The organism is Streptomyces sp. NPDC093085, from assembly GCF_040683935.1.
GTDB lineage: Bacteria > Actinomycetota > Actinomycetes > Streptomycetales > Streptomycetaceae > Streptomyces.
In genome coordinates, this window is the sequence record NZ_JBFBFB010000001.1 from 97,031 (window position 1) to 123,888 (window position 26,858).

The 26,858-nt window shown below is 73.0% G+C and carries 22 protein-coding genes; 14 read left to right on the forward strand and 8 right to left on the reverse strand.

The window, feature by feature from the left end:
* Positions 1-18: 18 nt before the first annotated feature.
* Positions 19-2,469, reverse strand: a complete 2,451-nt coding sequence (locus AB0O07_RS00380) for a DNA topoisomerase IV subunit A (protein WP_365624507.1) — start codon at positions 2,467-2,469, stop codon at positions 19-21.
* A 227-nt stretch (positions 2,470-2,696) separates the two neighbouring features.
* Between AB0O07_RS00380 and AB0O07_RS00385 the strand changes: the two genes are divergently transcribed.
* From AB0O07_RS00385 to AB0O07_RS00400, 4 genes are all read left to right on the forward strand, one after another.
* Positions 2,697-4,067, forward strand: a complete 1,371-nt coding sequence (locus AB0O07_RS00385; RefSeq protein WP_365624510.1) for a pitrilysin family protein — start codon at positions 2,697-2,699, stop codon at positions 4,065-4,067.
* A 17-nt stretch (positions 4,068-4,084) separates the two neighbouring features.
* Positions 4,085-5,467, forward strand: a complete 1,383-nt coding sequence (locus tag AB0O07_RS00390) for a pitrilysin family protein (RefSeq protein WP_365627819.1) — start codon at positions 4,085-4,087, stop codon at positions 5,465-5,467.
* A 196-nt stretch (positions 5,468-5,663) separates the two neighbouring features.
* Positions 5,664-6,434, forward strand: a complete 771-nt coding sequence (locus tag AB0O07_RS00395) for a M23 family metallopeptidase (protein ID WP_365624513.1) — start codon at positions 5,664-5,666, stop codon at positions 6,432-6,434.
* Positions 6,435-6,599: 165 nt separating this feature from the next.
* Positions 6,600-7,298 (forward strand): GntR family transcriptional regulator, encoded by a 699-nt coding sequence (locus AB0O07_RS00400; RefSeq protein WP_365624516.1) that lies wholly within the window; start codon positions 6,600-6,602, stop codon positions 7,296-7,298.
* 147 nt (positions 7,299-7,445) lie between these two features.
* Here AB0O07_RS00400 and AB0O07_RS00405 read toward each other — a convergent pair whose 3' ends face one another.
* Positions 7,446-8,660, reverse strand: a complete 1,215-nt coding sequence (locus AB0O07_RS00405) for a S8 family peptidase (RefSeq protein ID WP_365627822.1) — start codon at positions 8,658-8,660, stop codon at positions 7,446-7,448.
* A gap of 385 nt (positions 8,661-9,045) precedes the next feature.
* Positions 9,046-9,327 (reverse strand): HPr family phosphocarrier protein, encoded by a 282-nt coding sequence (locus AB0O07_RS00410; protein ID WP_365624519.1) that lies wholly within the window; start codon positions 9,325-9,327, stop codon positions 9,046-9,048.
* Between the two features lie 184 nt (positions 9,328-9,511).
* On the opposite strand from AB0O07_RS00410, the gene AB0O07_RS00415 reads away from it, so the two are divergent.
* The 4 genes from AB0O07_RS00415 to AB0O07_RS00430 all read left to right on the forward strand — a co-directional run bounded on the left by AB0O07_RS00415 (position 9,512) and on the right by AB0O07_RS00430 (position 15,008).
* A complete protein-coding gene (locus AB0O07_RS00415; protein ID WP_365624522.1) occupies positions 9,512-12,364 on the forward strand; it encodes a GNAT family N-acetyltransferase in 2,853 nt (950 codons plus the stop codon).
* An 89-nt stretch (positions 12,365-12,453) separates the two neighbouring features.
* Complete coding sequence (locus tag AB0O07_RS00420; protein WP_365624525.1) at positions 12,454-13,059, forward strand: DUF5998 family protein; 606 nt, start codon at positions 12,454-12,456, stop codon at positions 13,057-13,059.
* Positions 13,059-14,255: a nucleotide pyrophosphatase/phosphodiesterase family protein gene (locus AB0O07_RS00425; protein ID WP_365624528.1), complete on the forward strand. Its 1,197-nt coding sequence runs from the start codon at positions 13,059-13,061 to the stop codon at positions 14,253-14,255. The genes AB0O07_RS00420 and AB0O07_RS00425 overlap by 1 nt, the downstream gene beginning before the upstream one ends.
* Before the next feature lie 111 nt (positions 14,256-14,366).
* The gene (locus tag AB0O07_RS00430; RefSeq protein ID WP_365624531.1) at positions 14,367-15,008 is read left to right on the forward strand and encodes a thymidine kinase; all 642 of its coding nucleotides are present in this window, start codon (positions 14,367-14,369) and stop codon (positions 15,006-15,008) included.
* On the opposite strand, the gene AB0O07_RS00435 is transcribed toward AB0O07_RS00430, so the two are convergent.
* Positions 15,001-15,813: a VOC family protein gene (locus AB0O07_RS00435; RefSeq protein ID WP_365624534.1), complete on the reverse strand. Its 813-nt coding sequence runs from the start codon at positions 15,811-15,813 to the stop codon at positions 15,001-15,003. The genes AB0O07_RS00430 and AB0O07_RS00435 overlap by 8 nt on opposite strands.
* Positions 15,814-16,112: 299 nt before the next feature.
* Between AB0O07_RS00435 and AB0O07_RS00440 the strand changes: the two genes are divergently transcribed.
* Positions 16,113-16,937 (forward strand): sulfurtransferase, encoded by an 825-nt coding sequence (locus tag AB0O07_RS00440; protein WP_365624537.1) that lies wholly within the window; start codon positions 16,113-16,115, stop codon positions 16,935-16,937.
* A 207-nt stretch (positions 16,938-17,144) separates the two neighbouring features.
* On the opposite strand, the gene sepH is transcribed toward AB0O07_RS00440, so the two are convergent.
* Positions 17,145-18,167, reverse strand: coding sequence for a septation protein SepH (sepH, locus tag AB0O07_RS00445; RefSeq protein ID WP_365624540.1), 1,023 nt, complete (start codon positions 18,165-18,167; stop codon positions 17,145-17,147).
* A 500-nt stretch (positions 18,168-18,667) separates the two neighbouring features.
* Between sepH and AB0O07_RS00450 the strand changes: the two genes are divergently transcribed.
* Positions 18,668-19,582 carry a hypothetical protein gene (locus AB0O07_RS00450; protein WP_365624543.1) on the forward strand — a complete coding sequence of 305 codons (915 nt, stop codon included), beginning with the start codon at positions 18,668-18,670 and terminating at the stop codon, positions 19,580-19,582.
* A gap of 33 nt (positions 19,583-19,615) precedes the next feature.
* Here the strand turns inward: AB0O07_RS00450 and AB0O07_RS00455 are convergent, their stop codons facing one another.
* Both AB0O07_RS00455 and AB0O07_RS00460 read right to left on the reverse strand, forming a co-directional pair.
* Positions 19,616-20,953 carry a D-arabinono-1,4-lactone oxidase gene (locus tag AB0O07_RS00455; protein WP_365624546.1) on the reverse strand — a complete coding sequence of 446 codons (1,338 nt, stop codon included), beginning with the start codon at positions 20,951-20,953 and terminating at the stop codon, positions 19,616-19,618.
* Complete coding sequence (locus AB0O07_RS00460) at positions 20,895-22,160, reverse strand: MFS transporter (RefSeq protein ID WP_365624549.1); 1,266 nt, start codon at positions 22,158-22,160, stop codon at positions 20,895-20,897. Before AB0O07_RS00460 ends, AB0O07_RS00455 begins: the two co-directional genes overlap by 59 nt.
* Positions 22,161-22,302: 142 nt before the next feature.
* On the opposite strand from AB0O07_RS00460, the gene AB0O07_RS00465 reads away from it, so the two are divergent.
* Together AB0O07_RS00465 and AB0O07_RS00470 are read left to right on the forward strand one after the other, a co-directional pair.
* Positions 22,303-23,430, forward strand: a complete 1,128-nt coding sequence (locus AB0O07_RS00465; protein ID WP_365624552.1) for a ferrochelatase — start codon at positions 22,303-22,305, stop codon at positions 23,428-23,430.
* 11 nt (positions 23,431-23,441) lie between these two features.
* Positions 23,442-24,257, forward strand: coding sequence for an inositol monophosphatase family protein (locus AB0O07_RS00470; protein ID WP_365624555.1), 816 nt, complete (start codon positions 23,442-23,444; stop codon positions 24,255-24,257).
* Between the two features lie 156 nt (positions 24,258-24,413).
* Here the strand turns inward: AB0O07_RS00470 and AB0O07_RS00475 are convergent, their stop codons facing one another.
* On the reverse strand, positions 24,414-24,587 hold the full coding sequence (locus tag AB0O07_RS00475) for a hypothetical protein (protein ID WP_329821500.1): 174 nt from the start codon (positions 24,585-24,587) through the stop codon (positions 24,414-24,416).
* Positions 24,588-24,935: 348 nt separating this feature from the next.
* Between AB0O07_RS00475 and AB0O07_RS00480 the strand changes: the two genes are divergently transcribed.
* Both AB0O07_RS00480 and AB0O07_RS00485 read left to right on the forward strand, forming a co-directional pair.
* Entirely contained in the window at positions 24,936-25,589 is a 654-nt protein-coding gene (locus AB0O07_RS00480; protein ID WP_030745240.1) for a response regulator transcription factor, read from the forward strand.
* Between the two features lie 5 nt (positions 25,590-25,594).
* A complete protein-coding gene (locus tag AB0O07_RS00485) occupies positions 25,595-26,827 on the forward strand; it encodes a HAMP domain-containing sensor histidine kinase (protein WP_365624560.1) in 1,233 nt (410 codons plus the stop codon).
* Positions 26,828-26,858: the final 31 nt, after the last annotated feature.

Consider the following 26,858-nt stretch of genomic DNA (forward strand, 5'->3'; position numbering starts at 1 on the left):
CAGCCAGGGCCCGTCCCGTCAGTGCGCCGGACCCGCCAGCACCGCCGGCTTCCCCGCGAACGGGGTGCCCGAGCCGTCCCTGCGCGGGTCCGGGGCCGGCAGCTCGACCGGTGACCCGTTGGCCTGGGCAGCGCGCGCCGGGGAGGCTCCCGCCCAGCCCAGGACCAGCAGGTCCTCGCCCTTCAGGAAGCGGTGACAGCGCACCCCGCCGGTCGCCCTGCCCTTCCGCGGGTACTGGTCGAACGGGGTGAGCTTCGCCGTCCGTACGGAGTCGTCCAGCGTCCCGTGCGACCCCGTCACCGTGAACACCACCGCGTCCGCCGCCGGGTCGACCGCGGTGAACGAGATCACCTCGGCGCCGTCCGCCAGCTTGATGCCCGCCATACCGCCCGCGGGCCGCCCCTGCGGCCGTACCTGCGCCGCCTGATAGCGCAGCAACTGGGCGTCGGAGGTGATGAAGACCAGGTCCTCCTCGCCGGTACGGAGCTCCGCGGCGCCGACGATCCGGTCGCCCTCCTTGAGCGCGATGACCTCCAGCTCGTCCTTGTTGGACGGGTAGTCCGGCACGACCCGCTTGACGATGCCCTGGAGCGTGCCGAGCGCCAGCCCCGGCGACGACTCGTCGAGCGTCGTCAGGCAGATCACGGTCTCGCCCTCCTCCAGCGCCAGGAACTCCGCGACCGGCGCCCCGCCCGACAGGTTCGGGGTCGCCGCGGTGTCCGGGAGCCTCGGCAGGTCGATCACCGGGATCCGCAGCAGCCGTCCCGTCGAGGTCACCGCGCCGATGTCGCCGCGCGCCGTGGCGGGCACCGCCGAGACGATCACGTCGTGCTTGGCGCGCCGCCCCTCGCCCGCGTCCAGCGGCTCCCCGTTGGCGGTACGCGCCAGCAGGCCGGTGGAGGAGAGCAGCACCCGGCACGGGTCGTCCGCGACCTCCAGATCCACCGGGGCCGCCGCCGCGGCGCCCGCCTCCAGCAGCACCGTACGGCGCGGTGTGCCGAACTTCTTCGCCACCGCCGCCAGTTCCGCCGAGACCAGCTTGCGCAGCTCGGCGTCGGACTCCAGGATCCCGGTCAGCTCGTCGATCTCGCCGGTGAGCCGGTCGCGCTCGCTTTCCAGCTCGATCCGGTCGAACCGGGTGAGCCGGCGCAGTGGCGTGTCCAGGATGTACTGCGTCTGGGTGTCGCTGAGCGAGAAGCGCTCGACCAGCCGCTCCTTGGCCTGCGCCGAGTTGTCGCTCGACCGGATCAGCCGGATGACCTCGTCGATGTCGATGAGGGCGATGAGCAGCCCCTCGACCAGGTGGAGCCGGTCGCGCCGCTTGCCCCTGCGGAACTCGCTGCGGCGCCGTACCACCGAGAACCGGTGGTCGAGATAGACCTCCAGCAGCTCCTTGAAGCCCAGCGTCAGCGGCTGGCCGTCCACCAGCGCCACATTGTTGATGCCGAAGGACTCCTCCAGCGGCGTCAGCTTGTAGAGCTGCTCCAGCACCGCTTCGGGTACGAAGCCGTTCTTGACCTCGATGACCAGGCGCAGCCCGTGCGCGCGGTCCGTCAGGTCCTTGACGTCGGCGATGCCCTGGAGCTTCTTCGCCGAGACCAGGTCCTTGATCTTCGAGATGACCTTCTCGGGGCCCACCGTGAACGGCAGTTCCGTGACGACGATGCCCTTGCGGCGCGGTGTGACGTCCTCGACCGTGGCCGTCGAGCGGATCTTGAAGGAGCCGCGCCCCTTCTCGTACGCGTCCTTGACGCCGCTCAGCCCGACGATCCGGCCGCCGGTCGGCAGGTCGGGCCCCGGCACGAAACGCATCAGCGTCTCCAGGTCGGCGCCCGGATGCCGGATCAAGTGGCGGGCGGCGGCCACGACCTCGCCCAGGTTGTGCGGCGGCATGTTCGTCGCCATGCCGACCGCGATCCCGGTGGCCCCGTTGACCAGCAGGTTGGGGTACGCCGCCGGAAGCGTGACCGGTTCCAGCTCCTGGCCGTCGTAGTTCGGCTCGAAATCGACGGTGTCCTCGTCGATGGACTCCGTCATGAGGGACGTCGCGTCCGCCATCCGGGCCTCGGTGTACCGCATGGCGGCCGGCGGGTCGTCGTTCCCGAGCGAGCCGAAGTTGCCGTGGCCGTCCACCAGGGGCAGCCGCATCGAGAACGGCTGTGCCATGCGCACCATGGCGTCGTAGATCGACGCGTCCCCGTGCGGGTGGAGCTTGCCCATCACCTCGCCGACGACGCGCGCGCACTTCACATAGCCGCGGTCGGGGCGCAGGCCCATCTCGTTCATCTGGTACACGATCCGGCGGTGCACCGGCTTCATGCCGTCCCGGGCGTCCGGCAGGGCCCGGGAGTAGATCACCGAGTACGCGTACTCAAGGAAGGAGCCCTGCATTTCATCGACCACGTCGATGTCGAGGATCTTCTCCTCGAAGTCCTCCGGCGGCGGGGTCTTGGTGCTGCGGCGGGCCATCGCGGCTGCTGCTCCTTCACAAGTTCTGAACGGCAACTTCTGGAACTGACGCGGACCATTGTGGACCGCGCCACTGACAACGCCGACCTCGACCCGTCCTCGGGACGGGAAGGGGGGCGTGTCGGAAGGGTGCCAGATCCCCGCGCTGTTACGGGAACTTCGCCAGGTGTCGGCACGCTTGCATACAGTGGCAGGACTTCCTCCATATCGCGATCGAAGGGACGTACATGCCCATGGGTCACACGGCCACAGCGCAGGCCGGTTCCGGCGGCCTGACAGCGACAGAACACCGTCTGGACAACGGCCTCCGCGTGGTGCTCTCCGAGGACCACCTGACCCCGGTCGCCGCGGTCTGCCTCTGGTACGACGTCGGCTCGCGCCACGAAGTCAAGGGCCGTACCGGCCTCGCCCACCTCTTCGAGCACCTGATGTTCCAGGGCTCGGCGCAGGTGCCGGGGAACGGTCACTTCGAGCTGGTGCAGGGGGCCGGCGGCTCCCTCAACGGCACCACCAGCTTCGAACGCACCAACTACTTCGAGACCATGCCCGCCCACCAGCTCGAACTCGCGCTCTGGCTGGAGGCCGACCGGATGGGCTCCTTGCTCGCCGCGCTCGACGAGGAGTCCATGGAGAACCAGCGGGACGTCGTCAAGAACGAGCGCCGCCAGCGGTACGACAATGTGCCATACGGTACGGCCTTCGAACGACTGACCGCCCTCTCCTACCCCGAGGGCCACCCGTACCACCACACCCCGATCGGCTCGATGGCCGACCTGGACGCCGCCACCCTGGAGGACGCCCGCGCGTTCTTCCGTACCAACTACGCGCCGAACAACGCGGTCCTCTCGGTCGTCGGCGACATCGACCCCGAGCGCACCCTCGGCTGGATCGAGAAGTACTTCGGCTCCATCCCCTCCCACGACGGCAAGCGGCCGCCGCGCGACGGCACCCTCCCCGACACCATCGGCGAGCAGCTCCGCGAAGAGGTCCACGAGGAGGTCCCGGCCCGCGCGCTGATGGCCGCCTACCGGCTGCCGCACGACGGCACCCGCGCCTGCGACGCCGCCGACCTGGCCCTCACCGTCCTCGGCGGCGGCGAGTCCTCCCGGCTCCACAACCGGCTGGTACGACGCGACCGCACCGCCGTCGCGGCCGGCTTCGGGCTGCTCCGGCTGGCCGGCGCGCCCTCGCTCGGCTGGCTCGACGTCAAGACGTCCGGCGGTGTCGAGGTCCCCGAGATCGAGACGGCCGTCGACGAGGAGCTGGCCCGCTTCGCCGCCGAGGGCCCCACCGCCGAGGAGATGGAGCGGGCCCAGGCCCAGCTCGAACGCGAATGGCTGGACCGGCTCGGCACGGTCGCCGGACGCGCCGACGAACTCTGCCGCTACGCCGTTCTCTTCGGCGACCCGCAGCTCGCGCTGACCGCCGTCGACCGGGTGCTGGACATCACGGCGGACGAGGTCAAGGCCGTCGCCGCGGAGCGGCTCCGCCCCGACAACCGGGCGGTGCTGGTCTACGAACCGCTCGCGACGGAAGACGCGGACACGGCCGAGCAGAACGAGAGCCACGAGAACGACGACGAGGGGGCGGACCAGTGAGCGACGCTGCCGTGACCATGGAGTTCCACCCGCGCCCGACCGCCGGCGAGGCCCGGCCCTGGGCCTTCCCCGCCCCCGAGCGGGCCACGCTCGGCAACGGTCTGACGGTGCTGCGCTGCGACCGCCCGGGCCAGCAGGTGGTGGCCGTCGAGATCAACCTCGACGCCCCGCTCGACGCCGAGCCGGACGGGCTCGACGGCATCGCCACCATCATGGTGCGGGCGCTCTCCGAGGGCACCGACAAGCACAGCGCGGAGGAGTTCGCCGCCGAGCTGGAGCGGTGCGGCGCCACCCTGGACGCCCACGCGGACCACCCCGGACTGCGGGTCTCCCTGGAGGTCCCGGTCTCCCGGCTGCCCAAGGCGCTCGGCCTGCTCGCCGAGGCGCTGCGCGCCCCCGCCTTCGCGGACAGCGAGGTCGAGCGGCTGGTGCGGAACCGGCTCGACGAGATCCCGCACGAGACCGCCAACCCGGGCCGCCGCGCCGCCAAGCAGCTCTCCAGGGAGCTGTTCCCGGCCACCCTGCGGATGTCCCGGCCGCGCCAGGGCACCGAGGAGACCGTACGGGGCATCGACGCCGCCGCCGTCCGGGCCTTCTACGAGGCGCATGTACGTCCCGCCACGGCCACCGCGGTCATCGTGGGCGACCTCGCCGGCGTCGACCTCGACGGGATCCTCGCCGACACCCTCGGCGCCTGGACCGGCGACACCGCCCCGCCCCGGCCCATGCCGGCCATCACCGCCGACGACACCGGCCGGGTCGTCATCGTGGACCGCCCCGGCGCCGTCCAGACCCAGCTCCTGATCGGCCGGATCGGCGCCGACCGGCACGACCTGGTCTGGCCCGCGCAGGTCCTCGGCACCTACTGCCTGGGCGGCACGCTCACCTCCCGGCTCGACCGGGTGCTGCGCGAGGAGAAGGGGTACACGTACGGGGTCCGCGCCTACAGCCAGGTGCTCCGCTCCGCCGCCCCGTCCGCCCCGGAGGGGACCACCGGCGCCGCGATGCTCGCCATCAGCGGCTCCGTGGACACCGCGTCCACCGGACCCGCCCTCGCCGACCTCTGGACGGTGCTGCGCACGCTCGCCGCCGAGGGGCTCACCGACGAGGAGCGCGACGTGGCCGTCCAGAACCTGGTGGGGGTGGCGCCGCTGAAGTACGAGACGGCCGCCTCCGTCGCCGCCACCCTGGCCGACCAGGTCGAGCAGCACCTGCCCGACGACTTCCAGGCGCGGCTCTACGCGCGGCTGGCCGAGACCGGCACCGTCGAGGCGACGGCCGCCGCCGTCAACGCCTTCCCGGTGGACCGGCTGGTCACGGTGCTGGTCGGCGACGCGGCGCAGATCAAGGAGCCGGTGGAGGCGCTGGGCATCGGCGAAGTGACGGTTGTCACAGGCTGATTGACGGCGTGAAGGGAACCCCGGCGGCCACGGTCGCCGGGGTTCTGCCGTATGTACCGCTCTTGACCCTTTTTAAGATGAAGAGATGACTTTTGCCCTGTGGTGTGGGCAACAAAAAGGCTTGTCTGTTTGGTGAAGGAAAGATGAAACGCCTAGCGTCGGTCCGGTTGTTCGCAAGGAAAGGACCACCGACGCCATGGCGTTCACCCGCACGCGTACCTCCGGGAAGCACCGCGCCCCCGCCCGTACCACCGGCGGCGTCGCGAGCGCCGCGGGCTTCGCGACGCTGACCGCGACCGGTGTCATCGGCACCCTCGCCTCCCCGGCGCTCGCCGCGGACCCCGAGACCGCCCCTGCGGCGGGCCTGACCCAGGTCATCGCCTACCGGGACGTCGTCGCGGAATCGGTGGACGACCAGGCCAGGGCGCAGCGCCACGCCGCCGAGGAGACGGCCCGGCAGAAGGCGGCTGCGGAGGCGGAGCGCAAGGCGGAGGCCCGCGTCAAGGAGGTGCGCGCCGCCGAGGCGCGCGCCGCGCGCGCCGAGGAGCGCAAGCGCCTCGACGCCTTCCGGATACCCGTCGCCGGCTCGTACATCACCACCGGCTACCGGGCCGGCGGCGCGCTCTGGTCCTCCGGCAGCCACTCGGGCGTCGACTTCCGGGCCGCGTCCGGCACGACGGTCGTGGCGGTCGGCGCGGGCACCGTCGTGGAGGCCGGCTGGGGCGGCTCGTACGGCAACAACATCGTGCTGCGGATGGCGGACGGCACCTACACCCAGTACGGCCACCTCTCCTCGATCGGCGTCTCCGTCGGACAGGCCGTCGCCGCGGGCGAGCGGATCGGGCTCTCCGGCGCCACCGGCAATGTCACCGGGCCGCATCTGCACTTCGAGGCCAGGACCACCCCCGACTACGGCTCCGACATCGACCCGGTCGGGTATCTGCGCGCCCACGGCGTCCAGCTCTGACCGCACGCCGCTCCCGCCTCCTCCGCCCCGCGGGCGCGTTCCGTGACGGCCAAAAGATATCCATGGATTCCGGGCACCCATCGGAAATTCGCGATGATTGCAATAGAGTCACGGAACGGGCGTCAATCGGCGGCGTTTCGCGCGGATTAAGGCGGAGGTTCGGACATGCGCATTCCCGCGCACTCGGTATGCACGGCTATTCGCGACGACATCGTCTCCGGACTCTTCGAGCGGGGGAGCAGGCTCACCGAGGAGCAGCTCGCGCGGCGGTACGGGGTCTCCCGCGTCCCGGTCCGCGAGGCCCTGCGCACGCTGGAGTCGGAGGGGTTCGTGACCACCCGCCGCCATGCCGGCGCCTGTGTCGCCGAGCCCACCGAGCAGGAGGCCGCCGACCTGCTGGAGATCCGGCTGCTGCTGGAGCCGCTGGGCGCGGCGCGCGCCGCCCAGCGCCGTACCGAGGCCCACCTCAAGGTCCTGCGCGGCCTGGTCAGGCTGGGCCAGGAGCGCGCCCGCCGGGGCCAGGGCGAGGACCTGCGGGCGCTCGGCACCTGGTTCCACGAGACCCTCGCCCAGGCCTCCGGCAGCCCCGCGCTCACCGCGCTGCTCACCCAGCTCCGCCACAAGATCGCCTGGATGTACGTGGTGGAGCAGCCCGCGCTGCCGGTGGAGCAGTGGGCCGAACGCGGCGCGATCGTGGACGCGGTGGCGCGCGGTGACGGGGAGCGCGCGCGGGCGCTGGCCGTCCTGCACGCGGAGCGCACGGTGGGCGCGCACCGGCTCCGGGGACCCGTCCCCGCCCGCCCCGGCCGGGAAAAGGTGAGGGCTTCGCAACATGCCGTCAACATATCGAGCGCGCGTACTTAACAATCGCGCCGTATACAAAGAAGAAGAAAAAGGCGTCAGCTGTTTTCTGCTGCCCGCGGACAATGCACGGACCCCTCGCACCGAAAAACCGTGGCCCACCGAATTCGGTGGGCCACGGCTCCGATGAGCTACTCCGGATTCACGGAGTTACGAGACGAGGCGCAGCAGCAGGTTCGGGGAGCCCGAGCCGACGCTGGAGAGCACCCCGCTGGTGGCGCCGCCGGTCAGGGCGCTGGAGACCGCCGCCGGGGTGGCGCTGGTGTGGCCCGCCAGGTAGACGGCCGCGGCGCCCGCGACATGCGGGGTGGCCATCGACGTACCGGAGAGCGTGGCGGTGGCGGTGTCGCTGGTGTTGTACCCCGCGACGATCGACGAGCCGGGCGCGAAGATGTTCACGGCCGAGCCGTAGTTGGAGTAGCTGGCCTTGGCGTCCGCGCTGGTGGTGGCGCCCACCGTGATCGCCGTGGAGACCCGGGCCGGGGAGTACGAGGAGGCGAGGGACGCCTCGTTGCCCGCCGCCACCGCGTAGGTCACGCCGGAGGCGATGGAGCTGGCGACCGCGTTGTCGAGCGAGGTGCTGGCGCCGCCGCCGAGGGACATGTTGGCGACCGCCGGCTTGACGGCGTTGTTGGTGACCCAGTTGATGCCCGCGATCACGCCGGCGGTGGTGCCGGAGCCGCTGCTGTCGAGCACCTTGACCGCCACGACCTTCGCCGACTTGGCCACGCCGTAGGTGGAGCCCGCGATGGTGGTGGCGACGTGGGTGCCGTGACCCTGGTCGTCATTGGCGGAGGTGGAGCCGGTGATCGCGTTGTAGCCGTACGAGGCCCGGCCGCTGATCTGCGTGTGCGTGATCCGGACGCCGGTGTCGATGACGTACGCCGTCACCCCGGAGCCCGCGCTGTCCGGGTAGGTGTACGTGCCGCTGAGCGGCAGGTTGGCCTGGTCGATCCGGTCCAGACCCCAGGGGGCGTTGGTCTGGGTCGCGTCGATCGAGACCTTCTGGTCCTGCTCGACGAGGGCCACCGAGGGGTCGGCCGCGAGGCGCTTGGCCTGCTTCTCGGTGAGGTTCGCCGCGTAGCCGTTGAGGGCGCCGTCGAAGGTGCGGGCCACCTTGCCGCCGTACTCGGCCACCAGGCCCTTGCCCTCGGCGGAGGCCGCGGCGAAACCGGCCGTCTTGTTCAGGGTGACGATGTAGCTCCCCTTGACCGCGGTGGCCGATCCCGCGTGCAGGATCGTGCCCTCGGCGGGGGCCGCGTGGGCGGGGAGCGCGGCGCCGGCACCGAGCAGGGCGGCGGTGGCGGTCGCGGCGACCAGGGCCGCGAATCTGCGCCGGGTGGAGCGGTGGGTGTCACGTGTCACGGTCACGCGAGGGTTCCTCCTCGTTTCTCGGCGCGGGCCATGGTGGCGCGCGCCCTGGGGGGACATGCGGGGGTGCACACGACAACCGGAGGCATGACATGCACCTGCCGATCGGTTGAAAGGTTGCCCCAACTACCCGTGTAGAACAAGAGAATTGGAGGGTTGTCATATCCCTGACATGAACGTGAAATGAAGGGTTCCGCTTCTTACCGGAGCGCCGGGCCTCCGTGCCGGAGCGCCGGGCCGGCCGCGCCGGGCCCCGGACGCCCGCACCGCGCCCGGACGCGGCGGCGGAGCCGGACGCGGACACGGCACCGCTCCCGTACCGCCGTCTCGGGGCGGTACGGGAGCGGTGCCGTGTGAGCCGGAAGCGCGCCCGGAGGTGTCAGACGGTCTCGGGGAGTTCGTCGAGCCCCTCGGCGACCAGCTTCGCCAGCCGGTCCAGGGCGATCTCCGCGCCCTCCGCCTCCGACGCCAGCACGATCTCCTCGCCGCCCTGCGCGCCCAGCCCGAGCACCGCGAGCATCGACGCCGCGTTGACGGGGTTCCCGCCGGCCTTGGCGATCGTCACCGGGACGCCGGCGGCCGTGGCGGCGCGGACGAAGATGGAGGCGGGACGGGCGTGCAGGCCCTCGGCCCAGCCGACATTGACGCGGCGCTCAGCCATGGTGTTGCCCTTCAAGTCGCAAAAGTCCTAAAACAGATGTCTGGACCAAGACTCTCATGGCCAGAGGGACACCTTGCCGTCGCCCCCAAGGCCCCGAGGGCCCCGCAGGCCCCGAAGTCCCCGAAGTCCCCGAACGCCCCGCACCCCCCACCGCCCCGGCCGTCCCCGACGTAGGCTGCCGGACATGGAGCACCCGCGGGACCACGCGTATCCGGCGCACTGGGAGGCGGACGTGGTGCTGCGCGACGGCTCCACCGCCCGGATCAGGCCGATCACCCCCGCGGACGCGGGGCGGCTGGTCAGCTTCTACGAACAGGTCTCCGACGAGTCGAAGTACTACCGGTTCTTCGCCCCCTACCCGCGCCTCTCCGACCGCGACGTCCACCGCTTCACGCACCACGACTACGTGGACCGGGTGGGGCTCGCGGCGACCGTGGGCGGCGAGTTCATCGCGACCGTACGGTACGACCGTACTGACGGACACGGGCGCGCCGCCTCCGCGCCCGCCGACGAGGCCGAGGTCGCCTTCCTCGTCCAGGACGCGCACCAGGGCCGGGGCGTCGCCTCCGCCCTGCTGGAGCACATCGCGGCGGTCGCCCGCGAGCGCGGCATCCGCCGCTTCTCGGCCGAGGTGCTGCCCGCCAACAGCAAGATGATCAAGGTGTTCCGGGACGCCGGTTACACCCAGCGGCGCAGCTTCGAGGACGGCGCCGTACGGCTCACCCTCGACCTGGAGCCGACCGCGGAGTCCCTCGCCGTCCAGCGCGGCCGGGAGCAGCGCGCCGAGGCCCGCTCCGTCCAGCGGCTGCTGGCCCCCGGCTCGGTCGCCGTCGTCGGCACCGGCCGGGCGCCGGGCGGGGTCGGCCGCACCGTCCTGCGCCATCTGCGCGACGCCGGGTTCCGGGGCCGGCTGTACGCGGTGAACAGCGCGTTCCCCGAGCCCTGCGAGCCGCTCGACGGGGTCCCCGCCGTCCGCGCCCTCGCCCGGCTCGGCGAACCCGTCGACCTCGCTGTCCTCACCGTCCCCGCCGAGCGGGTGCCCGAGGCGGTCGACGACTGCGGGCGCTCCGGGGTGCGCGGCCTGGTGGTGCTCTCCGCCGGGTACGCGGAGAGCGGGGCGGAGGGGCGGGGGCGGCAGCGCGCGCTGGTCCGCCAGGCGCGCTCGTACGGTATGAGGATCATCGGCCCGAACGCCTTCGGGATCATCAACACCTCCGACGCCGTCCGGCTCAACGCCTCGCTCGCCCCGAGGCCGCCCGCGCGCGGCCGGATCGGCCTCTTCACCCAGTCCGGCGCGATCGGCATCGCCGTCCTCGCCGGGCTCCACCGGCGGGGCGCCGGCCTGTCGTCCTTCATCTCCGCGGGCAACCGCGCGGATGTCTCGGGCAACGACATCCTCCAGTACTGGTTCGAGGACCCGGACACCGATGTCGCCCTGCTCTACCTGGAAACCATCGGCAACCCGCGCAAGTTCACCCGGCTCGCCCGGCGCACCGCGGCGGTGAAGCCGGTCGTGGTGGTGAAGGGCGCCCGGCACGGCGGCGCCACCCCGCCGGGCCACACCGTCCCGGTCACCCGGATCCCGGACGCCACCGTCTCCGACCTGCTCCGCCAGGCCGGGGTGATCCGGGTCGACACCGTCACCGAACTGGTCGACACCGGGCTGCTGCTCGCCTCCCAGCCCCTCCCGGCCGGCGCACGCGTGGCGATCCTCGGCAACTCGGAGTCGCTCGGCCTGCTGACCTACGACGCCTGCCTCACCGAGGGCCTGCGCCCCCTGCCGCCCCGGGACCTCACCACCGCCGCGACACCCGACGACTTCCGTACCGCCCTCGCGGCGGCGCTGGCCGACCCCGCCTGCGACGCGGTCGTCGTCACGGCGATCCCCCGCGTCGCCGACACCGACCCGACCCCCCGGACCGACGGCCCCGCCCTGGCCACGGCCCTCCGCACGGCGGCCGCCGCGTCCCCGCCCAAGCCCGTCGCGGTGGTCCACGTAGAGCTCGCCGGCCTGCCCGAGGCCCTGTCGGCCCCGCCCGCCTCGCCGGAGGCGGACGCCCCCGCCCCCGGCGTCCCCGCCACGGGCGTCCCGGCCACGGGCGTCCCGGCCACGGACGCCCCCGCCACGGACGCCCCCGCCCCCCTCCGTATCCCCGCCTACCCCGCCGCCGAGCGGGCCGTCCGGGCGTTGGCCGAGGTGGTGCGGTACGCGCGGTGGCGGCGGCAGGCCGCCGAGCCGGGGCGGGTGCCCGAGTTTCTCGACGAGACCATCGACGAGGGCGGTGCCGCCGGGCTCATCCGCGATCTGCTCGGGGGAGCCGGGGGCGGCGGAGCCGAGGGGGCCGCCCGGGTCACCCTCGCGGCCGAGGAGGCGCGGCGGCTGCTCGGGCTGTACGGGATCTCCGTACGGCCCACCCTGCCGGCGCCCACCCCCGACGAGGCCGCCGAGGCCGCCGCGCGGCTCGGGTATCCCGTCGCGCTCAAGACCACCGCCCCGCATCTGCGGCACCGCGCCGACCTCGGCGGGGTCCGGCTCGATCTCGCCGACGAGGGGCAACTGCGCCTCGCCCACCGCGAGCTGACCGAGGCCCTGGGCACCGCCGCCGAGCTGCGGCCGGTCGTCCAGGCCATGGCACCGCGCGGGGTGGACACCGTCGTACGGGCCGCCATCGACGCCGCCGCCGGGGCCGTGCTCTCCTTCGGGCTCGCCGGCGCCCCCTCCGAGCTCCTCGGCGACATCGCCCACCGGCTCGTCCCCGTCACCGACCGGGACGCCGCCGAGCTGATCCGGTCGGTCCGCACCGCCCCGCTCCTCTTCGGCTGGCGCGGCTCCGCGCCGGTCGACTCCGCCGCCCTGGAGGAGCTGCTGCTGCGGGTCTCGCGGCTGGTCGACGACCACCCCGAGGTCGTCTCCGTCACCCTGGAGCCCGTCGTCGTCGCCACCCACGGGCTCTCGGTCCTCGACGCGAGCGTCCGGCTCTCCCCGCCGCCCGCCCGCGACGACCTCGGGCCCCGCACGCTCCCCAGCCATTACTGAGCCCCCGGCCGGTGCCGGACGGCGGTGCGCCGATACCGGCCGCGACCAGCGGCGTCTTCGGGAGGCATCCGGCACCGTAGGATGAGGCCATGGCGAAGACCGGTACGACGACCCAGGGGCTGCGCACGGCGATCGAGCGCAGCGGCTACTACCCGGCTCTCGTGGCCGAGGCGGTGGAGGCCGCCGTCGGCGGCGAGCCGATCTCGTCGTATCTCGTGCACCAGGAGACCACGTTCGACGCGAACGAGGTGCGGCGCCATGTCACCGTCCTCGTGCTCACCGCCCACCGCTTCATCGTCAGCCACACCGACGAGCAGGCCGCCGACTCCAGCTCCCCGACGCCGTACGCCACCACCTCCACCGAGTCGGTCCGGATCGACCGGATCTCCTCCGTCGTGGTCAGCCGCGTCGTCGCCAACCCGGAGTCCTACAAGCCCGGCACCCTGCCCCGCGAGGTCGTGCTCACCATCGGCTGGGGCGCCGTCTCCCGGATCGACCTGGAGCCCGCCGCCTGCGGCGACCCCAACTGCGAGGCCGACCACGGCTATACGGGCAGCTCCACCGCCGACGACCTGAGCCTGCGGGTCAGCGACGCGGGCGACGGCCCGGACGCCGTACGGCAGACACTCGCCTTCGCCCAGGCGCTCTCCGAGGCCACCGCGGCGGTCGCGGCCACCGCGGCGACCGGCCGCTGATGGCAGCCGAGTCCCTCTGGCCGGACCCCGTCCCGCTCGCCCTCGACACCGCCCCGCTCCCGCAGTACGGCAGCGGCTCCCTCGCCGACCTGCTGCCCACCCTCGCCGCGGGCCAGGGCGTACCGGACCTGACCGCGACCATCGGTGAACTGACCCCCGCCGACCGCAACTGCGTCTTCCTGATCGACGGTCTCGGCTGGGAGCAGCTCACGGCCCACCCCGACGAGGCCCCGTTCCTCACCTCGCTGCTGGCCACCTCGCGCGGCTCTACCGGACGCCCCCTCACCGCGGGCTTCCCCGCCACCACGGCGACCTCGCTTGCCTCCGTCGGCACGGGGCTCCCGCCCGCCGCGCACGGCCTGCCCGGCTACACCGTCCGCGACCCCGCCACCGGCGCGCTGATGAACCAGCTCCGCTGGAAGCCGTGGAGCGACCCGCACGCCTGGCAGCCGTACCCCACCGTCTTCTCGCTCGCCGACGCGGCGGGCGTGCACACCGCGCAGGTCTCCGCCCCCGCCTTCGAGCACACCCCGCTCACCCAGATCGCGCTGAGCGGCGGCACCTTCTTCGGCCGGCTCTCCGGCGAGGACCGGATGGACCTCGCCGCCGCGCAACTCGCCGCGGGCGACCGGTCGCTGGTCTACACGTACTACAGCGAGGTGGACGGCAAGGGCCACCGCTTCGGCGTCGACTCCGACGCCTGGCGCGGCCAACTCAGGTACGTCGACCGGCTCGTCCAGCGGCTCGCCGAGCAACTGCCGCCCCGCAGCGCGCTCTACGTCACCGCCGACCACGGCATGATCGACATCCCCTTCGACGAGGAGTCGCGCATCGACTTCGACGAGGACTGGGAACTGCGCGCCGGGGTCGCCCTGCTGGGCGGCGAGGGCCGGGCCCGCCATGTCTACGCCGTCGACGGCGCGGCGGCCGATGTCCTCACCGTCTGGCGTGAGGTGCTGGGCGAGCGCTTCTGGGTGGCGAGCCGCGACGAGGCGGTCGCCGCGGGGTGGTTCGGACCGCCGGGCGCGATGGACGAGCGGGTGTACGACAGGATCGGCGATGTCGTCGCCGCGGCCCACGACGACGTGGTGATCACGGCCTCCGTCCAGGAGCCGCACGAGTCGGCGATGGTCGGGATGCACGGCTCGATGACCCCCGTCGAACAACTCGTCCCGCTGCTCGAAGTACGCTCGTAGCTTCGCAGCATCGCGATCGCCCCGCGCGCGCCGTGTCTCCCACGGCCGCCCGCCCCGCCCCTGGCCCCGGCCGGCCAACCCCCGCGGAACCCGAAAGGCTTGCTCTCCCTCATGTCCGAACTGGTGTTTTTCTCCGGCACGATGGATTGCGGGAAAAGTACTCTGGCGCTCCAGATCGGACACAACCGGGCGGCCCGGGGGCTCCAGGGCGTGATCTTCACCCGGAACGACCGGGCCGGCGCCGGCAAGCTCTCCTCACGGCTCGGGCTGGTCACCGAGGCGGTCGAGGCCACCGAGACGATGGACCTCTACGCCTATGTCGTGGACCGGCTCTCCCAGGGCGGCAAGGCGGACTATGTCATCGCCGACGAGGCCCAGTTCCTCGCCCCCGACCAGATCGACCAGCTCGCCCGGATCGTGGACGACCTCGGGCTCGACGTCTTCGCCTTCGGCATCACCACCGACTTCCGCACCAAGCTCTTCCCCGGCTCGCAGCGGCTGGTCGAACTGGCCGACCGGATCGAACAGCTCCAGGTCGAGGCGCTCTGCTGGTGCGGCGCCCGGGCCACCCACAACGCCCGTACGGTCGGCGGCGAGATGGTCGTGGACGGCGCCCAGGTCGTCGTCGGCGATGTCAGCTCCGCCACCGAGACCGGGTACGAGGTGCTCTGCCGCCGCCACCACCGGCGCCGGATGACCAGCGCCTCCGCCCGCGCCGGCGTGCTCTCCCCGGATGTGCTGCCGGTCACCTGACGGCGCCGCGTCCGGGTTCCCCCGCGCCCCGGTCCTCCGCCGACCGTACGATCGTGAACACCGCGCCCTCCGGGTCCGCGACCGTCGCCTGCCGTCCGTACGCGCCCTCGCGCGGCTGCTGGAGCACCTGCCCGCCCAGCTCCTGGACCAGCCGCGCCGCCGCGTCCGCGTCCGCCACCTCGAAGTACGTCATCCAGTGCGCGCCCCGCTCCCTCGCCCGCGGCCGGCCCACCCCGTGCAGGGCGGCGACCGGGCGGCCCGCCAGCCGCAGCGTCAGTAAGTCGAGGTCGGCCGAGACCACCGACTCCACGTCGTAGCCGAACACCGCCTCGTAGAACTTGCCGACATAGGAGGTCTCCCGGGTGATCAGCTCGTTCCAGACGGGTGTGCCGGGCGGCCCCGCCACCGCCGTCCCGAGGTGCCCGGCGGCCTGCCAGATCCCGAAGACCGCGCCCGCCGGGTCCGAGGCGATGGCCATCCGGCCGGCCGACGCCGCGTCCAGCGGGCCGACCCCGACCGTACCGCCGCAGCTCCGGATCGTCTCCGCCGTCCGGTCGGCGTCGTCCGTCGCCAGATACGGCATCCAGGCGATGGGCAGCCGGCGGTCGGGCGGCAACTGGCCGATCCCCGCGACCTCCTTGCCGTCCAGCAGCCCCCGCACATACGGGCCGAGCTGCTGCGGCCCTGGCTCGAACTCCCAGCCGAACAGCGCTCCGTAGAACTCCTCGGTCGCGGCAAGTCCATGCACCATCAGACTCACCCAGCAGGGCGTTCCAGGCGCGCGCCGGGTCGCTGCCTCGGTCATCGTCACTCTCTCCTCGGACCTTCGTGGTGGCCGTACGGGGCCGGGCGCGCCGCGGTCAACTGCCGGTGGCGCCGCGGAAGTACGGCGGAAGGCACCGGGGGGAGGAACGGGACGGAAAGCGGCGGGACGCCCGCCCCGATGCTCGCACCGGACGGCACTGAGTGCCGCCCGGCCGCGCCGCACTTGGCGCGATCTCGATGAGGTGTTTACCGGCGTTTACCGGCTGTTTCACGGTCCGTTACACCGCACGGGTCACCGCCGTTCCCGCCCCGGGGCGGCGGTGCGCGAGGATGACCGTCATGACAGCCATCATCACAGCGGCAGAACTGACCGGCGAGTCGGCGGGCCCCCGTCCGCCCGTCCTGCTCGACATCCGCTACACGCTCGGCGGTCCGAACGGCCGTCCCGCGTACGAGGCGGGGCACCTGCCCGGCGCCGTATACGTGGACCTCGACGCGGAGCTGGCGGGGCCGCCCGGGGCGGAAGGCCGCCATCCGCTGCCCGACGTGGCGGTCTTCGGGGCGGCGATGCGCCGGGCGGGGGTACGCGCCGACACGCCCGTGGTCACGTACGACGGCGGCCTGGGGTGGGCGGCGGCGCGCGCCTGGTGGCTGCTGCGCTGGGCGGGCCATCCGGACGTACGGGTCCTGGACGGCGGCCTCGCGGGGTGGGAGGGGCCGCTCTCCACCGAGCTCCCGGTCCCCGCCGAGGGCGACTTCCGCCCGGTGCCCGGCGGGCTCCCGGTGCTCGACGCGGACGGGGCGGCGGCGCTGGCCCGGGACGGGGTGCTGCTCGACGCCCGCGCGGGCGAGCGGTACCGGGGCGAGGTCGAGCCGATCGACCCGGTGGGCGGTCATATCCCCGGCGCGCTCTCGGCGCCCACCGCCGAGAACATGGCCGAAAACGGTACCTTCCGTCCGGCCGCCGAACTCAAGGAGCGTTTCATGGCCCTGGGTGCCACCGGCGCCGATGTCGGGGTCTACTGCGGCTCGGGCGTCTCCGCCGCCCAGCAGGTGCTCGCCCTGGAACTGGCGGGCGTCACCGCCGCGCTCTACCCGGGGTCGTGGTCGGCGTGGACGGCGGACCCGGCCCGCCCGGTCGCCACCGGACCCGACCCGCGGTGACCCGGCCCGGGACGACCCGGCCGCCGGTGGGCTGACATCCCCCGGTGGGCTGACATTCGGTGACCGTACGCGGGTCGCGTCGGTGACCGTGCGCGGGCCGCGCCACCGCCCGGACCGGGGTTTCGGCAGATGAGAGGAGCGTACTCACCTCATCGGGTGAGTACGCTCCGCTCGCCGTGCGTATAGGAGGGTGTGCGAACCCCGTCGTCAGTCCTGCTTCTTGCGCCGGGTGCCGAAGACGATCTCGTCCCAGCTCGGCACCGCGGCCCGCCGTCCCGGCCGGACGCCGTCCGCCTCCGCCTGCCGGTCCGTGGTCCCGGTGAGCCGGTCGCGGTGACCGGCGACCGAACGCGGCATCAGCACATCGGCGTAGGCCGCCCCGGCACCGGCCGAAGCGGCGGGCGCCACCGGCTCCTCGGCCTCCGGCTCGTCCTCCGGGTCCACGGCGCCGGGCTCCGGCGGCGCGGGCCGCTCGGGCACCACCATGTCGCCCCGGAAGCTCGGCACCGCCTCCAGCAGGCTGGTGAGCGAGTCCCGTTCGTCCGCCCCGTCCGGCTCCAGGCCGCCCTGGCGGTCGGCGGAACGGTCCAGCGGCCGGTCGCGCGGCAGCCGCGCGATCCTGGGCACGAACGGGAAGCTCGGCTCCCTGGCGACGGTGTCGTCGGTGTCCCCGATCAGCGCGCGCGCCTCGTCGTCGACGGCCTGGACGAGCCGCCGCGGCGGGTCGTACGTCCAGCTCGCCGAGTGCGGCTCACCCGCGACCAGATAGACCAGCAGGACCTCCCAGGTGCCGTCGTCGCGGCGCCACGAGTCCCACTGGACGGTCTCCTTGTCCGCGCCGCGCAGCGTCAGCCGCTCCCGTACGGCCTCGCCGAGCTGCGGCCCGGTGTTCTCACCGGGGCGGCGTACGGGCGTCTTCCTGGCCCGCTCGGCCATGAAGGCGCGCTCGGCGAGCACCGGACCCTCGAAGCGGCGGACCCGGTCCACCGGGATCCCGGCGTGCTGCGCGACCTCCTCGGCGGAGGCACCGGCTCGTATCCGCGCCTGGATGTCGCGCGGCCTGAGATGGCTCTCCACCTCGATCTCGATCTGGCCGAGACGCGCGCGGTCGTTGCGCACGGCGGCGCGCAGCCGCTCGTCGATGGGGAGCGTGTACTCCGTGCTGTCGGCAGCCTTGAGCACCAGTCGTGTGCCGTCGTTGGAGACGGCCACGACACGCAGTTCGGGCATGGGAACCTCCCGGGTGGTGCCTGCCGACGTCACGTGCGTCGCTGCTTCCGCTAGTCGAGTGTGGCCTGCCCGGGTGCAGCCTGCCACAACCTTTCCGTGCTGCCCGGCGTGTCGGGCATGGGCCCTGGATCGCCGATGACACGGTTACCTTTTGCGACGCAGAGTGACGAACCCGGTCACTCCGTGCAGCAGGCGCCCGTGCGGTGCCGCGGCTCCGCCGGATCGAGTGCCACGTTCGGCCCCCTTCTCCGTAGGTCCCCGGACGCCCGTGCGGGAGTCCGGCCCCAGGGCTCGCCACAGTACTCCATTTGGGCCATCTGGGGTGAGCGGCACGCCGCTCAACTTCTCCACGAGCCGGGGAGTTGATCCTCCGGCGCCGCTCAACCACGCCGGAAACCAGGTGTCCTGCTTCACAGAATCCACCCGAGCGGAACTATTCACTTCGCCCAGAAGTCACTCCTTGGTGCAAGCAGGGACAGATGGGCAAGCAGGGGCGGTAGATGGAGCAGAGGTGGACGAGCGGGACGAAGGGGCCGGTACGGGGGTCGGGGGAGCGGCTGACGGAGCGGCTGAAGGAACGACCGGCCGGGCGGCTCGACCTGAGCCTGCCCCAGGTCGCCGGCGGCGGGCTCGCGGCGATCGGCGCCGCGGTGCTCGCCTCCCGGCTCGGCGTCTACGGCACGGTCATCGGCGCGGGTCTCTTCAGCGTGGTGGCCACCTGCGGAGGCTCCGTCTTCCACTACCTCTTCCGCCGTACGGGGGAGCGGATCCGGGACGCGGCCGCCGAGGCCCGCCCGGCCGGCCGGCAGGTTCCCGTACCCCCGCACCCCGTACCCCCGCACCCCGAAGCTCCGGAACGGCCCGCTCCGGCCGCCGGGCTCGGCGACGGCGGGTACACCCCGGCCACCACCCACGGCACCCGGCTGCGCGGCTGGAAGCGCCCGTTCCTCGCGGCGGGCGCGGCCTTCGCCGTCGCGATGGGCGCCATCACCGGGTACGAGCTGATCTCCGGCCAGGATCTGAGCGGCGGCACGGGCACGACCGTCGGCTCCGTGGTGAGCGGCGGCGGCCACCGCTCCGCCGTACCCGCCACGCCGGAGTCCGGCGACGGCGGTGGCGCCACGGCCCCGGCCGGCGACGGCGACCACTCCGGCGGTACGGAGCGGAGCGGCGCCACCGGCTCCGGCACGGATTCCGGCTCCGGTTCCGACTCCGGTAGTGGTACGGAGCCGACCCCCACCCCGTCCGCGTCGCCCTCCGCCTCCACCGCGCCCGAGCCCCCCGGCCCGGCGGCCACCGGCTCCGCGCACTCCACCGACCGCTCCGGCTCCAGCGGTTCCACCGACCCCACCGGAGCGGCCCCCACCCCCTCCGGCACCGGCGGGACCGGAACGGCCGAAGGGCACCGGCGGTAGCGGGAGCGGGCGTACGGGGCGCGGCGGCATCCGTCAGTCCCCGAGGACCCGGCGCAGATAGGCGTTGCCGAACACCCGGTCCGGGTCGAGCCGGTCCCGTACCGCCGTGAACTCCCCGAAGCGCGGGTACGCCTCGGCCAGATACGCCGCGTCGCGGGTGTGGATCTTGCCCCAGTGCGGGCGGCCGCCGTGCGCCGTCATGATGCGCTCGACCGCCGTGAAGTACGAGCGGTGCGGCGTGCCCCGGTAGAGGTGGACGGCGATGTACGCGGTGTCCCGCCCCGAGGCGGTCGAGAGCGCGATGTCGTCGGCGGGCGCCGTCCTGATCTCCACCGGGAAGCTCACCTTCAGCGGGGAGCGCTCCACCATCGCCCTGACCTCGCGCAGCGCCCCCATCGCGGCCTCCCTGGGCAGCGCGTACTCCATCTCCACGAAGCGCACCCGGCGCGGCGACGTGAAGACCTTGTAGGGAATGTCCGTGTACGTACGGGCGGAGAGGGCGCGGCTGGAGACCCGGGCGATCGCCGGGATCGTGGCGGGGACGGCGCGGCCGAGCGCGCACACCGCCTGGAGGGCGGTGTTGGAGAGGAACTCGTCCTCGATCCAGCCGGGTATCCGGCCGGGCGGCGCCGCGGGACCGGCGCTGCGGTTGTTCCGCTTGGTGTTGCAGTTGCCGGTGTGCGGGAACCAGTAGAACTCGAAGTGCTCGTTCTCGGCCACGTGCTGATCGAACTCGGCCGTCACCCGGTCGAAGCTCATCGGCTCCTCACGGGCCGTCAGCAGGAAGACCGGCTCCACCGCGAAGGTGACCGCCGTGATCACCCCCAGCGCGCCGAGCCCGATCCGCGCGACGGCGAAGATCTCCGGGTTCTCCTCCGCCGAGCAGCGCAGTACGGTGCCGTCGGCCGTGACCAGTTCGAGGGCGCGGATCTGGGCGGCGATGGAGCCGGAGTCGCGGCCGGTGCCGTGGGTGCCGGTGGAGGTCGCGCCCGCGACGGTCTGCTCCATGATGTCGCCCATGTTGGTGAGCGACAGGCCCTCGTGGGCGAGCGCCGCGTTCAGCCGCTTGAGCGGGGTGCCCGCCGCCACCGTGACGGTGCCCGCGGCCCGGTCGATCTCCCGGACGCCGGTGAGCAGGTCGGGCCGTACGAACACGCCGTCCGTGGCGGCCGCGGAGGTGAACGAGTGCCCGGAACCGGCCGCCTTGACCCGCAGACCCTGGGCCGTCGCCGCCCGGACCGCCGCGGCCACCTCCTCGACGGAGGCGGGGGTGACCGTACGGGCCGGCCGGACCGTCACGGTGCCCGCCCAGTTACGCCACGCGCTGCTCCCGGCCGCCGTGCTCGTCAGGACTCTCCGGTTTCCGCTCATCCGCCCCACGCCCTCCCCGCCTCGGTGCCGGCTCGCGCAGCCGGCGGTACCCCAGGAACGCCACGACGGCCGCGACGGCGCCCGCCACCACGGGCACCCTGTACCCCGCCCCTGCCCCGGCGGCGTCGACCACCCAGCCGGCGGCCGAGGAGCCGAGCGCCACGCCGACCGCGAGCCCGGTACTGGTCCAGGTCATCCCCTCGGTCAGTTTGGTGCGCGGTACATGCTTTTCGACGAGGGCCATGGTGGTCACCATCGTCGGCGCGATGGAGAGGCCCGCGACAAAGAGCGCCACGGCCAAGAGCGGGAGGCTCCCGGCCAGTTGGAGGGGGATCATACTCACGGCCATCGCGCAGACACCCACCAGCCACCTCTTGGCCGGCGGCCCCGGCGGATGGATCAGCCCGAAGACCACGCCGGCGCAGCAGGAGCCCAGCGCGTAGACCGAGAGCACCAGGCTGGCGGCGGCCTTGTGGCCCTGCTCCTCGGCGAAGGCGACCGTCACCACGTCGACCGCGCCGAAGATCGCGCCGGTCGCCACGAAGGTCGCCACCAGCACCCGCAGCCCGGCCGAGCCCAGCGCCGTACCCCCGGTGTGCTCCGCTCGGGGCCGGGGGACCGGCTCGGTGGCCCGCTGGGCCGTCAGCCACACCACCCCGGCCGCCAGGAAGACCGCGGCGACCAGCGGGCCGGCCTCGGGGAACCAGGCGGTCGAGAGCCCGATGGCGATGATGGGGCCGAAGATGAAGCAGACCTCGTCGACCACCGACTCCCAGGAGTACGCGGTGTGCAGCGCCCGGGGGTCGCTCCGGTGGACCGTCGCCCAGCGCGCCCGCACCATCGCCCCGATGCTCGGCATGCACCCGGTGCCGGCGGCGAAGAGGAAGAGCGACCAGTCGGGGGCGGAGAGCTGGGCGCAGACCAGCAGCCCCGCGACGGACGCCACCGAGACCAGCGTCGCCGGGCGGAGCACCCGCCGCTGGCCGTGCCGGTCGACCAGCCGGGAGACCTGCGGGCCGAGCACCGCCGCCGACAGGGCCATGGTCGCCGAGAGGGCGCCGGCCAGCCCGTACCTGCCGGTGAGCTGGGAGATCATGGTGACGGTGCCGATACTGAGCATGGCCAGCGGCATGCGGCCGACCAGCCCGGCGGCGCTGAATCCCTTGGTGCCGGGAACGTCGAAGAGCGCCTGATAGGAACGGGGCAACACACGCAACGGGGACGCTCCGGTAAGCAATGAATCTGGCCGTGACAGCTTACGGCTCGCCGTACGGTACGCGCCTCCGGTTTTCCGCCGCCGTACGGGGTCGCGCCCTCCCCGTACCGGGGCGGATGGCAGGATCGGAGCCATGCCAGAACAGTCGGCGACTTCGCCCTACGACGCTCTGCTCCTGCTCTCCTTCGGCGGCCCCGAAGGCCCGGACGACGTGGTTCCGTTCCTGGAGAACGTGACCCGGGGCCGGGGCATCCCCCGGGAGCGGCTCAAGGAGGTCGGGCAGCACTACTTCCTCTTCGGCGGGGTCAGCCCGATCAACGGCCAGAACCGGGTCCTGCTGGACGCGCTCCGCAAGGACTTCGCCGGGCACGGCGTGGACCTGCCGGTCTACTGGGGCAACCGCAACTGGGCGCCGTACCTCACCGACACCCTGCGCGAGATGGCCGCCGACGGCCACCGCCGGATCGCTGTCCTCGCCACCAGCGCGTACGCCTCGTACTCCGGCTGCCGCCAGTACCGCGAGGACCTGGCGGGCGCCCTCGCCACCCTCGCCGAGGAGGGCGTCGAGCCGCCCCGGGTCGACAAACTCCGCCACTACTTCAACCACCCGGGCTTCCTGGAACCCATGATCGAGGGCGTGCTCGCCTCGCTGGCCGACCTCCCCGACGAGGTACGGGACGGGGCGCACCTCGCCTTCACCACCCACTCCATCCCGGACGCCGCCGCCGACACCTCGGGCCCGCCGGAGGGGCACGGCGCGGGCGGCGCCTATGTCGCCCAGCACCTGGAGGTGGCCCGGCTGATCGTGGCCGCCGTACGCGCCGAGACCGGCATCGACCACCCCTGGCGCCTCGTCTACCAGTCGCGCAGCGGCGCCCCGCACATCCCCTGGCTGGAACCCGACATCTGCGACCACCTGGAGACGCTGTACGGCGAGGGCGTCCCGGCCGTGGTGATGGCCCCCATCGGCTTTGTCTCGGACCATATGGAGGTCCTGTACGACCTGGACACCGAGGCCACCGCCAAGGCCGCGGAGCTGGGGCTCCCGGTCCGCCGCTCGCCCACCGTCGGCGCCGACCCCCGGTTCGCCGCCGCCGTCCGCGACCTCCTGCTGGAGCGCGCGGCGACCGAGCGCGGGGAGACCGTCGAGCGGTGCGCCCTCGGCGCGCTCGGCCCCGGCCACGACCTCTGCCCGGTCGGCTGCTGCCCGGCCCGCGCCCCCAAGCCCGCCGCGGCGGGCGCCGACAGCCCGTACGCCTGAAGGAGCCCGCAGTGACCGCCCCCGAGCCGACCGACGGCCTCGCCGCCGAACTCCTCGCCCTCGCCCTGGAGGCCGCCCGCCGGGCCGGGGCGCTGCTGCGCGACGGCCGCCCCGACGACCTGGCCGTCGCCGCCACCAAGTCCAGCCCCGTCGATGTCGTCACCGAGATGGACATCGCCGCCGAGAAGCTGATCACCGGCTTCCTCGCCGAGGCCCGCCCCGACGACGGCTTCCTCGGCGAGGAGGGCGCCAGCACGGTGGGCACCAGCGGGGTCCGCTGGGTGGTCGACCCGCTGGACGGCACCGTCAACTACCTCTACGGGCTGCCGACTTGGGCGGTTTCCATCGCCGCCGAGTACGCGGGGGAGACCCTGGCCGGCGTCGTCGAGGCGCCCATGCGCCGGGAGACCTTCCACGCCGTGCGCGGCGGCGGCGCCTTCCTCGGCGGGCGCCCGCTGAGCTGCCGCCCGGACGCGCCGCTGGAGCGCGCGCTGGTCTCCACCGGCTTCAACTACGTCACCGCCGTCCGCACCCGCCAGGCGGAGATCGCCCAGCGGCTGATCCCGAGGCTGCGGGACATCCGCAGGTCCGGCTCCGCCGCCATCGACCTCTGCGATGTGGCGGCCGGCCGGCTCGACGGCTACTACGAGCGCGGGCTCCACCCGTGGGACCTCGCGGCCGGCGATCTGATCGCCCGGGAGGCGGGCGCCCGGACGGGTGGCCGCCCCGGCGCGGGCCCCGGCTTCGAGCTCGCGGTGGCGGCCACGCCGGGCGTCTTCGGACCCCTCCAGAAGCTCCTGGAGGAGTACGGCGCCTGGCACGACTAGCCGGGCCGGTCAGAAGCCTCGCGGCGGCCCCGCACACGGAGAGCCCCGGCGCCGTCACCGGCGCCGGGGCTCCGTGGTCCCTACGGCTCTGATAATTCGTATATCTGTTCGCAAGTCGGTACGACTGCGATCGGTGCGGCTCTGGATGCGGGCCGGTCAGACGCCTGCGGCGCCGACCTCCACACCGTGTTCCGCGGCGAGCCGGCGCAGGTCGTCCAGCTCTTCCTGTTCGACATCCGCGAGGAAGTCGTCACCCGTCTCACGTGCACGGGTGAGGTCGGTTTCAGTGGCCTTTATACGCTGGAGAAGCCCGGCGGTGAACGCGTCCATTGCGCCCCCTCGTCGTGGGTCAGTGGCACGGGGGTGTGCCGACGGCGGGAAGATCAGGCGCCCACTGTCTTCTGGAGGGACAGTTATCCGGCGGGCAGATAAGGGTGTGGCATGCCACAAACAGGGCGTGATCTCGGGTGTGCAGTCGTCTTCCCCAGGCTCCGTCCGCCAGAAACCTCCCGGACCCGAGGAATCCGGGTCCACCGGGGACGTGCCTGGTCACCCGGCATCGCCTTACCGCCGGTTTATGGCCGTTACCGGCAGGATGGCCTTCGCACAACGACCGCTACGACCGCTACGCCCTGCCCTGATCACCGATGACGGGCACCCTGAGGAAGGAAAACGACCGTGCGTGTACTCGTCGTCGAGGACGAGCAACTGCTCGCCGACGCGGTGGCCACCGGACTGCGCCGGGAGGCCATGGCCGTCGACGTCGTGTACGACGGTGCGGCGGCCCTGGAACGGATCGGGGTCAACGACTACGACGTGGTCGTCCTCGACCGGGACCTCCCGGTCGTCCACGGCGACGACGTCTGCCGCAAGATCGTCGAACTGGGGATGCCCACCCGGGTCCTCATGCTGACCGCCTCGGGCGACGTCAGCGACCGGGTGGAGGGTCTGGAGCTGGGCGCCGACGACTATCTGCCCAAGCCCTTCGCGTTCACCGAGCTGACCGCCCGGGTCAGGGCGCTGGGACGGCGTACGACCGTGCCGCTGCCGCCCGTCCTGGAGCGCTCCGGGATCAAGCTCGACCCCAACCGCCGCGAGGTCTTCCGGGAGGGCAGGGAGATCCAGCTCGCGCCCAAGGAGTTCGCCGTGCTGGAGGTGCTGATGCGGAGCGAGGGCGCGGTGGTCTCCGCCGAGCAGCTCCTGGAGAAGGCGTGGGACGAGAACACGGACCCGTTCACCAATGTCGTCCGCGTCACGGTCATGACGCTGCGCCGCAAGCTCGGTGAGCCGCCCGTGATCGTCACCGTGCCCGGCTCCGGCTACCGGATCTGACGGCGGTGGCCACCACCCCGGCGCCGCCCGCGACGCCCCCGAAGCCCACCTGGGACCCGAGGAAGCCGGAGCAGAACCTGCCCTGGGTCCGTCCCACCATCCGGATACGGCTGACGCTGCTGTACGGCGGGATGTTCCTGATCGCGGGCATCCTGCTGCTCTCGATCATCTATCTGCTGGCCGCCCAGGCCCTGCACGTCGGCAGCGAGCTGCCCTTCCAGATCGTCAGCGGCAAGGTGCGCAGCGACTCCTGCAACTTCCCCGACCAGGCGCCGCCGGACCAGTTCAACACCGCGATGAACGCCTGCGTCAACCACCAGCGCAAGCAGGCCCTGGACGACCTGCTCAGCCGCTCGCTCTTCACGCTGGTCGGGCTGAGCGTCATCGCGTTCGCCTTCGGGTACGCGATGGCCGGCCGGGTCCTCTCGCCGCTGGGCCGGATCACCCGTACCGCGCGCCGGGTGGTCGGCACCGACCTGGCCCGCCGGATCGAGCTGGACGGCCCGGACGACGAGCTGAAGGAGCTGGCCGACACTTTCGACGAGATGCTGGAGCGGCTGGAGCGCGCCTTCACCGCGCAGCAGCGATTTGTCGCCAACGCCTCGCACGAGCTCCGTACCCCGCTCGCCATCAACCGGACCCTCCTGGAGGTCCATCTCTCCGATCCGGCGGCCCCCGTGGAGCTGCGGCAACTGGGCAAGACCCTGCTCGCCACCAACGAGCGCAGCGAGCAACTGGTGGAGGGGCTGCTGCTGCTCGCCCGCAGCGACAACCAGCTCGTGGAGCGGAAACCGGTCGATCTCGCCGAGGTGGCCAGCCGCGCCGTGGACCAGGCGCTCGCCGAGGCGGAGTCCAAGGGCGTCGAGATCCGCTCCCACTGCGCCCAGGCGGTTGTCCAGGGCAACGGAGTGCTGCTGGAACGTATCGCGCTGAACCTGGTGCAGAACGGGGTGCGGTACAACGTCCCGGAGGACGGCTGGGTGGAGGTGAGCACCGAACTCCAGCAGGGCCAGGCGGTCCTGGTGGTGTCGAACACGGGCCCGGTGGTGCCCGCGTACGAGATCGACAATCTCTTCGAGCCGTTCCGGCGGCTGCGTACCGAGCGGACCGGCAGCGACAAGGGGGTGGGCCTCGGCCTGTCGATCGCCCGGTCGGTGGCGCGGGCGCACGGTGGCCGGATCTCGGCGGAGCCGCGCGAGGGGGGAGGACTGGTGATGCGTGTCACTCTCCCGGTCTGAGACGCTGCGCTCGGTATTCGTACGGCAGGAT